The 8885-nt window shown below is 70.7% G+C and carries 11 protein-coding genes; 2 read left to right on the plus strand and 9 right to left on the minus strand.

What is annotated here, in order from left to right:
• From AB4Y86_RS05880 to AB4Y86_RS05900, 5 genes are all read right to left on the minus strand, one after another.
• A partial coding sequence (locus tag AB4Y86_RS05880) for an AAA family ATPase (RefSeq protein WP_441400936.1) occupies positions 1–827 on the minus strand: 827 nt, incomplete at its 3' end.
• Positions 824–2014 carry an exonuclease SbcCD subunit D gene (locus tag AB4Y86_RS05885; protein WP_441400938.1) on the minus strand — a complete coding sequence of 397 codons (1191 nt, stop codon included), beginning with the start codon at positions 2012–2014 and terminating at the stop codon, positions 824–826. The genes AB4Y86_RS05880 and AB4Y86_RS05885, both read right to left, overlap by 4 nt.
• A 65-nt stretch (positions 2015–2079) precedes the next feature.
• On the minus strand, positions 2080–3051 hold the full coding sequence (locus AB4Y86_RS05890) for an MIP/aquaporin family protein (RefSeq protein ID WP_441400940.1): 972 nt from the start codon (positions 3049–3051) through the stop codon (positions 2080–2082).
• An 80-nt stretch (positions 3052–3131) separates the two neighbouring features.
• Complete coding sequence (locus AB4Y86_RS05895; RefSeq protein WP_441400942.1) at positions 3132–3464, minus strand: DUF202 domain-containing protein; 333 nt, start codon at positions 3462–3464, stop codon at positions 3132–3134.
• The gene (locus AB4Y86_RS05900; protein ID WP_441400944.1) at positions 3461–3817 is read right to left on the minus strand and encodes a YidH family protein; all 357 of its coding nucleotides are present in this window, start codon (positions 3815–3817) and stop codon (positions 3461–3463) included. Before AB4Y86_RS05900 ends, AB4Y86_RS05895 begins: the two co-directional genes overlap by 4 nt.
• Before the next feature lie 136 nt (positions 3818–3953).
• Here AB4Y86_RS05900 and AB4Y86_RS05905 point away from each other — a divergent pair, with 136 nt between their 5' ends.
• A complete protein-coding gene (locus AB4Y86_RS05905) occupies positions 3954–5081 on the plus strand; it encodes an ADP-ribosylglycohydrolase family protein (protein WP_441400946.1) in 1128 nt (375 codons plus the stop codon).
• Here the strand turns inward: AB4Y86_RS05905 and AB4Y86_RS05910 are convergent.
• Both AB4Y86_RS05910 and AB4Y86_RS05915 read right to left on the minus strand, forming a co-directional pair.
• On the minus strand, positions 5068–5619 hold the full coding sequence (locus AB4Y86_RS05910) for a DUF4395 domain-containing protein (protein WP_441400948.1): 552 nt from the start codon (positions 5617–5619) through the stop codon (positions 5068–5070). The two genes, AB4Y86_RS05905 and AB4Y86_RS05910, sit on opposite strands and share 14 nt — an antisense overlap.
• Before the next feature lie 64 nt (positions 5620–5683).
• Positions 5684–6712 (minus strand): exonuclease domain-containing protein, encoded by a 1029-nt coding sequence (locus AB4Y86_RS05915; protein ID WP_441400950.1) that lies wholly within the window; start codon positions 6710–6712, stop codon positions 5684–5686.
• 52 nt (positions 6713–6764) lie between these two features.
• On the opposite strand from AB4Y86_RS05915, the gene AB4Y86_RS05920 reads away from it, so the two are divergent.
• Positions 6765–7547, plus strand: coding sequence for a VTT domain-containing protein (locus tag AB4Y86_RS05920; protein WP_441400952.1), 783 nt, complete (start codon positions 6765–6767; stop codon positions 7545–7547).
• A gap of 44 nt (positions 7548–7591) precedes the next feature.
• On the opposite strand, the gene rdgB is transcribed toward AB4Y86_RS05920, so the two are convergent.
• Together rdgB and rph are read right to left on the minus strand one after the other, a co-directional pair.
• A complete protein-coding gene (rdgB, locus tag AB4Y86_RS05925) occupies positions 7592–8215 on the minus strand; it encodes an RdgB/HAM1 family non-canonical purine NTP pyrophosphatase (protein ID WP_441400954.1) in 624 nt (207 codons plus the stop codon).
• A 41-nt stretch (positions 8216–8256) separates the two neighbouring features.
• On the minus strand, positions 8257–8885 hold a 629-nt coding region (gene rph / locus AB4Y86_RS05930; protein WP_441400956.1), incomplete at its 5' end, for a ribonuclease PH.

An 8885-nucleotide genomic window follows, 5' to 3' on the forward strand; every position in this document is an offset into this window, starting at 1 on the left:
GCCTCCAGCCGGGCGGCCAGGTCCGCGGCCAGGCGCTCGGCCTCGGCCGCCGCGGCCTGCCGGTCGCCGGCTGTCGAGGCAGCAGCGGCCTCAAGCCAGGCCAGCAGCCGGTCGGCGTCCTCGCGGCCCGGCGCCGCGTCCAGTTCCAGGCCGAGGCCCGCGGTTTCCGCCTCGGCCTGGGCCAGCAGCAGCTCCAGCTGGCCGTTGAGGGTTTCCACCTCGGTGCGGGCGGCAGCGGCCCGCCGGCCCAGTTCCAGTTCCACAGCTTCGAAGCGTTGGGTGCCGAACAGGCTTTGGAGCAGCACCAGCCGGTCGGAGGCCTTGGAGCGCAGGAAGGCCGCAAAGTCGCCCTGCGGCAACATCACCACGCGGGTGAACTGCTCCCGGTCCATGCCCAGCAGGGCCGTGATCTCCGCGCCTGCCTCGTCGTTGCGGCCGGACTTCTCCACCCAGTCGCCGTCCACCCGCTCACGCAGCAGCGTGTTGGCCTTCTGCTCGGTGAAGCCGTTTTTGCCCCGCGCGCTGGGCTTGTTCCAGGCCGGCGTCCGGGTCACTTCGAAGTGCCTGCCCTTGGCCGAGAACTCGCAACTCACACGCGGCTCGGCGGCGGCGTCGGCGTGGTCACTGCGCAGCCGCTTCCCCTCCTGGCGGGCGCCGGGCACCGAGCCATAGAGGGCGAAGCAGATGGCGTCCAGGACGCTGGTCTTTCCCGCCCCGGTGGCACCGTTAAGCAGGAAGAGCCCGTGCGCGCTGAGCCGGTCGAAGTCGATGCACTCCGTGCCGGCAAAGGGGCCGAACGCGGAGATTTCCAGGCGGTGGATCCTCACCGGGACACCCCTTCCAGTCGAACGGTCTCGAGCGCTTCGGCCAGGACGGCGGATTCGGCCGCGTCGGCGCCGCGGCCCCTGACATGCTCGAGAAAGCCGCAGCAGATCGAGAGGTCGTCCACGGCCTGGGCCAGCCGGCTGCTGTAGCTGGTCCTGGCCGAGGCCGAGGCCCCTTCGGGGTCGAAGCCCAGGACGAGGGTGTCAGGAAAGCGTGCGCGCAGCCGTTCCATGGCCTGGGACGGGCGCTGCGGGTCGGTCAGCGTGATCTGGCAATAGGCGCCCTCCGCCCAGCCGAACTCCTCGCCGGTGAGCAGCTCGTCCAGTTTGCCGCGGAGCACGGCGAGTGCGCGCGGGGCTTCCCACAGCACTTCGCTGACGGCAGTGACGCCGCTGGCATCCACGTCGATCAGCCAGCCGCCCTTTCGGTGCTTCGCCTCGGAGAACGAGTAGGCCAGCGGCGAACCGGAATAACGCACGGCAGGCGAGAGGGATTGCCGGCCGTGCAGGTGGCCCAGGGCGGTGTAGCTGAAGCCGTCGAAGAGATCCAGCGGCACGGCGCCGACCCCGCCGATGCTCAGGTCCCGTTCGCTGTCGGAACTGATCCCGCCGCTGGCGAAGGTGTGGGCCAGCACGACGGAGTGGACGGTTCGGGACGTGGACCGGACCGCGATGTCGGCACGGATCAGCTCCGTGGCGGCGCGGGTCACCTCAAAATGGCTGGCGGTTTCGACGCCCAGTTGCCCGGCGACCAGCCGGGGTTCCAGCCAAGGGATGCCGTAGATCGCGAGCACCGGCCCGCTGTCCTGGTCGGTGTCTTCGGTGTCATCGGAGAGCGGCAGCAGCAGGGGCGTGTCCAGCTCGGCGAGCCGGGTGCGCAGGTGCACTCCCCCGCGTTCCAGCAGCCGGGACGCGAAGCCGAGCCGGATGGCCGAATCGTGGTTGCCGCTGGTCAGCACCACCTTCGCCCCGGCGCCGGTCAACCGCACCAGGGCGTCGTCGAGCAGGCCGACGACGTCGACGCCGGGCAGTGCGCGGTCGTAGACGTCGCCGGCGATCAGCACCACATCGACTGCCTGCCCGCGGACGACGCCGACCAACTGGTCGACGAAGGCGCGCTGGGCGTCGAGCATCCCGACGCCGTGGAACGACCGGCCCAAATGCCAGTCCGAGGTGTGCAATAACCGCATACGTCTACGCTAGCGGCTGCCACCGACAGGAATGCGCAGCGGCCCGGCGAGGACGGCCAGGAACCTTACGGGGTGCGCTTGTCGAAGAAGTCGCGGGCCTCATCGGAGCGGGCCGGAGCCGTCTCCCTGACTGCTGCGACGGCCGGTGCGGCCGGCGCGCTGTCGACGTCGTCGACGTGATCAAGGTCATCGAGGCCGCCAAGGTCGTCGTCGTCAGCGTCGGCGGACCCCGCATCCTCCAACTGCTGGTCGGCGGAACCCGCGCGGGCCCGCACCGGGGTCTGGGCAAAGCCACGGAATACCAGCCCGGCAACGGCCGCGCCGACCAGCGGCGCCACCCAGAAGAGCCACAGCTGGCCCAGCGCGTCCGGGTTACTGAACAGCGCGGAGGCCGTGGCGCGGGCCGGGTTGAACGGGGCGTTCCCGATGCTCTGGCCCAACTGCAGCAGCACGGCCATGGTCAGGCCCACGGCGAACGGCGCCGCCGCCCTGGCCGGATTGCGTCCCGCGGTGGTGCCAAGGTACACAGCGACCAGCAGGGCCGTCCCAAGCACCTCGACCAGCAGGACGCCGGCCAGCGGGGCCTGGATGACCGAGCGCGCGTCGAAGCCGGCCGCCACCGTGTCGAAGGCCGCCTGCGTGCCGTTGAGCTTGGGCACGGTGCGCAGCACGCCAAACAGCGCCAGGGCCCCGAGCAGGGCGCCCACCAGTTGCGCGCCGAGGTAGGCGGCGGCCTCGACCGGCCTGATCCGGCCGGCGATCGCGTTGCCCACCGTCACCGCCGGGTTGAAGTGGCCGCCGGACAAATAGCCGAAGGCGAGCATGGCCGCGGTGAGGGCCAGGCCGGCCGCCAGCGAGGAGGGAATAGGGTTGTATTGCGGAATGGCGAACAGCGCCACGCCCAGGCCGACGACCACGACGAACAGGGTCCCGAGGGCCTCGGCGGAGAGCCGGGCGATGAAGCCGGGCCGCCTGTCGTCGAGGACGGTGGACGGCTGGGCACCGCGCGGCTCGGAGGCCGGCACTGGCATCGTCATGTTCTTGGAGTTCCTTCGCTTGGGGGTCTGCTGCCGGGAAAAGTCTCCCAGCGGAGTCTGGACGTCGGCTGGGTCTGAGCTTAGCGACCGAGAGCCAGCGCGGCGACCGTGCTCCCGGCGAGGGCCATCACGGCGGCCGCGGCGCACCGCATCAGGACCGCCGGGGGCGCCCCGAATCCACGGCGCAGCTCGCGGCCCCGCACGAGTCCGCAGCCGGCCAGCACGACGGTGGCCGCCATTGCAGTCAGGGCGCTCAGGCCCCGGAGGTCGACGCCGGACGCCGGTCCGCCGTCGTGCGCCCAGCTCCGCCAGATCAGCAGGTCGACGACGACGAGGGCCAGCAGGGTGCGCCGCCAGGCGAGGGAGGTCCGCTCTGGCTGGAGGCCGGGGTCCCGGGGCGCCGGGGTGCTCAACCGGCCAGCAGGATCAGTCCGGCCAGGACGAACGCCGCGGCGGCCACACCCACCGTCATCACCAGGAGCACGCCGGAGAACGGCAGTTCGCGGTGGTTCCGCATTGCCGCCTCCATCCGCCCCCAGCGCCGGTAGGAAAGCGCCGCGAGCCCGGCTCCGATCATGGCCAGCACGACGCACAGCACCACCCGGACCGGGCCGGGCGCGATTCCCGGCGCCAGTTGGTCAACGGCGAGCGCGCCCGCGATCAGGGCCAGCGAGGTCCTGATCCAGGCCAGAAACGTCCGCTCATTGGCCAATGAAAACCTGTAGTCGGGCGTGCTGCCGGTCTTCCGCCACGCTGGTTCGCGCATCCGTCTCCTGCCGTATCCCTTGTCCGCGATCAGGGCGCCCTGCCGAAGACGGCGCCAACAGCACCCTACCGGCAGCGGCCGGCGCCTGCCGGACCGCTTTCCGGTTCGGGCGCAGCACCGGGGTAAATTTGACCGCATGAGCATTGACCCCGACAGCACCACGGCAGCGTCCGCCGCACCGTCCCCTCGGTCCCGTATCCACGGCTGCCTGCTGGGCGGTGCGCTGGGCGACTCGCTGGGCTACGCGGTGGAGTTCGATGGCATCGACGAGATCCGGGCTGCCTTCGGGCCGGACGGGCTGCGGGACTTCGAGGAGCTCGGCGGCGGGAGCCACTTCTCCGACGACACGCAGATGACGCTGTACACGGTGGACGGCCTACTGGAGGCGCTCGAGTGGGCAAACTCCGGGGTAGCGGCTGACACGAACGCCTGCCTCTGGCTCGCGTACCTGCGCTGGCTCGGCAGCCAAGGCGAGGCCCTCCCGGACTCCGCACCGTTCCAGCCGCCGCGCTGGATTGACGGCCATGAGGTACTCCGGCACCGCCGCGCGCCGGGCAACGCCTGCCTCAGCGGTCTCGCCACCGGGGAGATGGGCACGGTCTACCGGCCGGTCAACCCGGACTCCAAGGGCTGCGGCACCGTGATGCGCTCGGCCCCGTTCGGACTGATTCCGAACATCCCGGCCGAGGCGGTCTACAAGATGAGCGCGGACGCGGCCTCGCTGACCCACGGACACCCCTCGGCCCGACAGAGCGCCGGAGTGTTCAGCCTGCTGATCCATTCCCTGGTCAACGGCGGCGGCCTGCACGAGGCGGCCGCCGTCGCACTTGCGCAGCTGCAGGAGGGCCGGCTGCCGAGAGCCGAGGAACCCGATCCGGCGCTGGTCGGACGGCTGACGGCGTCCGTTCGGCTCGCCGCTGCCAGCGCAACGGACGACGGCGGCCTGCTGGGCGCCGAGGACCTGGTGCGGCAGCTGGGTGAGGGGTGGGTAGCCGAGGAGGCACTCGCCGTCGGACTCTACGCCGTGCTGGCCACCGCCCCGGAGACGACGGCGGCTGCCGGCCCGGATGACCACTTTCGGGCCGCGATTGCGGTGGCGGTGAACCACAGCGGTGACAGCGACTCCACCGCGTCGATCGCGGGCAACATCCTGGGGGCCCACTACGGCGAGCAGTGCCTGCCCGCGGACTGGCTGGCCGCGCTCGAGGCCCCCGAGCTGATCCGGGGCATGGCGGCACGGCTGGCGGCGGTTACGGGCGCCTGAGCGAGATGTTGTTGCAGGCTTCGCAGACATCTTCCGGGATGAGGCCGCGGCGCTGCAGCAGTCCGAAGACCGCGCAGCCGAGGCAGAAACCGGCGAAGGCCTCCAGGGACGCGGCCACAATCAGGACCGCCAGCATAATCCAGGCAGCAGGTGCCAGGCCGGCGGCGAAGAGGGCAGCGGCGGCCGTGGACATGGCCGCGCCGATACCCTGCGCGAAGCGCTTCGGCGGCCCGGGAACGAGCCGCTTCTTGCCCAGAAGCGGCGTCAGGACTTTGACCGAGAGCACGCCGAACGGCGAGATCCGCGGGCCGAACAGCACCCGCAGCCAGAAGCCGCCCGCGATGACCGCCAGTCCCCAGCCCACGCCGGTCAGCAGGGTCACGAGTGCCAACAGCACCACCAGGGCCGCGGTGATCCGCGCGGAGTACTCGTTCACCGGGTTGGGGAAGGCGAAGACCTTGCGCCAGTCGATGCCGACCTGCGGCCCGGCAGCCGGAACCTGAGCCGCGCGGGCCGGTGAAGAGATCAGTTTGCTCATCGTCCAAGGCYAGGAGCGGCGGGACTGGGACGAAACGATTGTTGYGCCGTGTGACCGAAATGTCCTAGCCGGCCAGCGCGGACGGTGCTGCGGCCACGTGGCCGCCCACCATCTGCAGGAATTCCCCCTCGGAGAGGACCTCGATCTGCTGGCCGCGTTCATGCAGTTCCAGGACCCGCCGCGCCTTGCCGGTCAGGCGGCCCGAGCGCAGGTCCGCGGCGACAAAGCCGTCCCCCACCACCAGGACCGTGGTACGGGCGGTGACCCGGCTTTCCGGCCGGGCGCCGAGTTCGGCGGAGCGCAGCTTCGCGTCAGGCCGCGGAATCGCCAGTTCGCCGGTGAACACCACGGTCTGGCCGAACAGGGGGTGGTCTGGTTCGGCCCCGGCGTTGGGCTCCGGGTTGGCTCCCTCCTCCGGCCAGCCCGGCCGGAACGCCCGGTTCGCGGAAGCCGGGCCCTGGCCGGCGGCGAGCGCCTCGATGGCCGACCTGGTGGCCTTGGAGAGCGGGTCGCGGCGCGGGTCGAAGGCCGGCTGCCGGGATACGGCCAGTCCCAGCGAAAGGTACAGCTCCCCGATGCTGGCGGCGCCGTTGCGGGCCGCGATGTCAATCAGGATCCCGGCGCAGGCCCGGGCGTCCTCGGCGGCGTCGTGGTGGTTGAGCAGCGGGACGCCAGCCTCCTCGGCGGCATACGGCAGCGAGTTGGACACCAACGAATAGCAGCGCCGGGACAGCATCACCGTGCACACATAGTCGTAGGCGGGGCCGGGCAGTCCGGAAACCTCCAGGCCGGACCGGATCACGCCGAGGTCGAAGGCGGCGTTGTGGGCGGCCAGCACGTCGTCGCCGATGAAGGCGCCGATCTCGGGGAACAGCTCGCCAAACCGGGGCAGGCCGGCCACCTGCTCGGGCCGGATGCCGTGGATGCGGACGTTGTGGTGGTCGAACACGTCGTGGTTCGCCGGCGGCCGCATCAGCCAGGAGGCCTCCTCGACGACGACGCCGTCGCGCACCTTGCTCAGGCCGACGGCGCACGGCGAGCCGCGGAAGCCGTTAGCGGTCTCGAAGTCAATCGCCGTAAAGTCCAAACCCACGCAGCCACCTTACCGCCGGAACCGGCCCAGGCCCGTCAAGTACCCTTGATGGGTGAACCCTTTTAGCCTGCACGAATTCGCCGTGACCACCTTCGGAGGCGCCGGTCCGGTCCAGCCGCACCTGGCCTCCTTCCTCCCCGACTGGCTCAACCCCCAGATCTTCCTGGCCGACCCGGCCCTGGCGCCGTGGGTCGTTGTGCTGGTCTGCGGCATCATCTTCGCGGAGACCGGGCTGCTGATCGGGTTCTTCCTGCCCGGCGACTCGATGCTGTTCACGGCGGGCCTGCTCGTTGCGACGGGCACGATCAAGTTCAACATCTGGGCGTTCGCGGCGCTGATTGTCGTTTCCGCGATCATCGGCAACCAGGCCGGCTACCTGATTGGGTCCAAAGCCGGTCCGGCCATCTTCAATAAGCCGGATTCCCGGCTCTTCAAGCGAGAGAACGTTGAAAGCGCCCACGCCTTCTTCGAAAAGCACGGCGGCAAGGCGCTCATCCTGGCCCGCTTCGTCCCGATCATCCGGACGTTTGTCCCGGTGATCGTCGGCGTGGCGCAGATGAGCAAGCGGAAGTTCTTCGTCTACAACGTGATCGGTGCGACGCTCTGGGGCGGCGGCGTTACACTGCTGGGCTACCTGCTGGGCGACAAGGTGCCGTGGGTCCGCGACAACCTGGACATCATCTTCATCGTGATCGTGCTGCTCTCCGTGATTCCGATCGGCATCGAACTGCTCCGCGGCCTGATCGCCAAGCGCCAGGCAGCAAAGTACGGCACCGACGTCGTCGAGGAATTCATCGAGGAGCACGAGCCGGAGGAAGAGCGCAAGACGCCGTAGCGCAGGCTCCTCCCCCGGCCGGCATGCCGGCCCGTCGGGGGCGGTTACTCCCCCGCCAGCGCCGCGACGATCGCGGGCAGCAATGCGCGGAAGGCGTGGCCGCGGTGGCTGATGGCGTTCTTCTCCTCCGGGCTGAGCTCGGCGCAGCTGCGGTCCAGGCCGCTCGGCTGGAGCACCGGGTCGTAGCCGAAGCCGCCGGTCCCGCGCGGCTCGCGCAACAGCGTTCCCTCCAGCTGGCCGTACTCCACCACTTCCCGGGCTTCCTCGCCGGCCACGGCCGGGACGGCCAGCGCCGCGGCGCAGACAAACGCCGCGCCGCGGAAGTCGTCCGGCACGTCCGAGAGCTGGTCCAGCAGCAGCCGCAGGTTCGCGGCGTCGTCCCCGTGCCGCCCGGCCCAGCGCGCCGAGAAGATCCCCGGCGCCCCGCCCAGGACGTCCACGGCCAGGCCGGAATCGTCAGCGATCGCGACCAGGCCGGTGGCAGCCGCCACGGCCCGCGCCTTGAGCAGCGAGTTCTCGGCAAAGGTCACACCGGTCTCGGCGACGTCGGGAGCCCCGACGGYGCCGGCGTCCACCACTTGGGTGTCGACGTCGACGCCGGGCAGCTGCCCGCGCAGCAGCTCGCGCAGTTCCCTGAGCTTGCCCTGGTTGTGGGTGGCCAGGACCAACACGGGAGCCGGCGCGGGCCTGTTTTCCGTTTGGCCTGCCGTCACGGGGCTTCGGCCAGGGTTTCGCGCTGGATGGCGGCGAGCTGCTCCGTGCCGAGCAGGGCCAGGTCCAGCAGCTTGTTGAGCTCGTCGCGGTCGAACGGGGCGCCCTCGGCGGTGCCCTGGACCTCGACGAACTTGCCCGATCCGGTCACCACCACGTTCATGTCGGTCTCGGCGCGGACGTCCTCCACGTACGGCAGGTCCAGCATCGGGACGCCGTCGATGATGCCCACCGAGACGGCGGCGATCGTGTCGACCAGCGGCTGGGCGTTGCGCGCGATCAGCTTGTTCTCCCGGGCGAAGCGGATGGCCTCGGCCAGGGCCACGTAGGCGCCGGTGATCGCCGCGGTGCGGGTGCCGCCGTCGGCCTGCAGCACATCACAATCCAGCACGATGGTGTTTTCGCCCAGCGCCTTGGTATCGATGATGGAGCGCAGCGAGCGGCCGATCAGGCGGGAAATCTCGTGCGTGCGGCCGCCGATCTTGCCTTTCACGGACTCGCGGGCGGAGCGGGTGTTGGTGGCKCGCGGCAGCATGGCGTATTCGGCGGTCACCCAGCCGCGGCCTTCGCCCTTGAGCCAGCGCGGCACGCCTTCGGTCAGCGACGCCGTGCAGAGCACCCGGGTGT

This window comes from Arthrobacter sp. 2YAF22_2, from assembly GCF_052114645.1.
Lineage (GTDB): Bacteria > Actinomycetota > Actinomycetes > Actinomycetales > Micrococcaceae > Arthrobacter.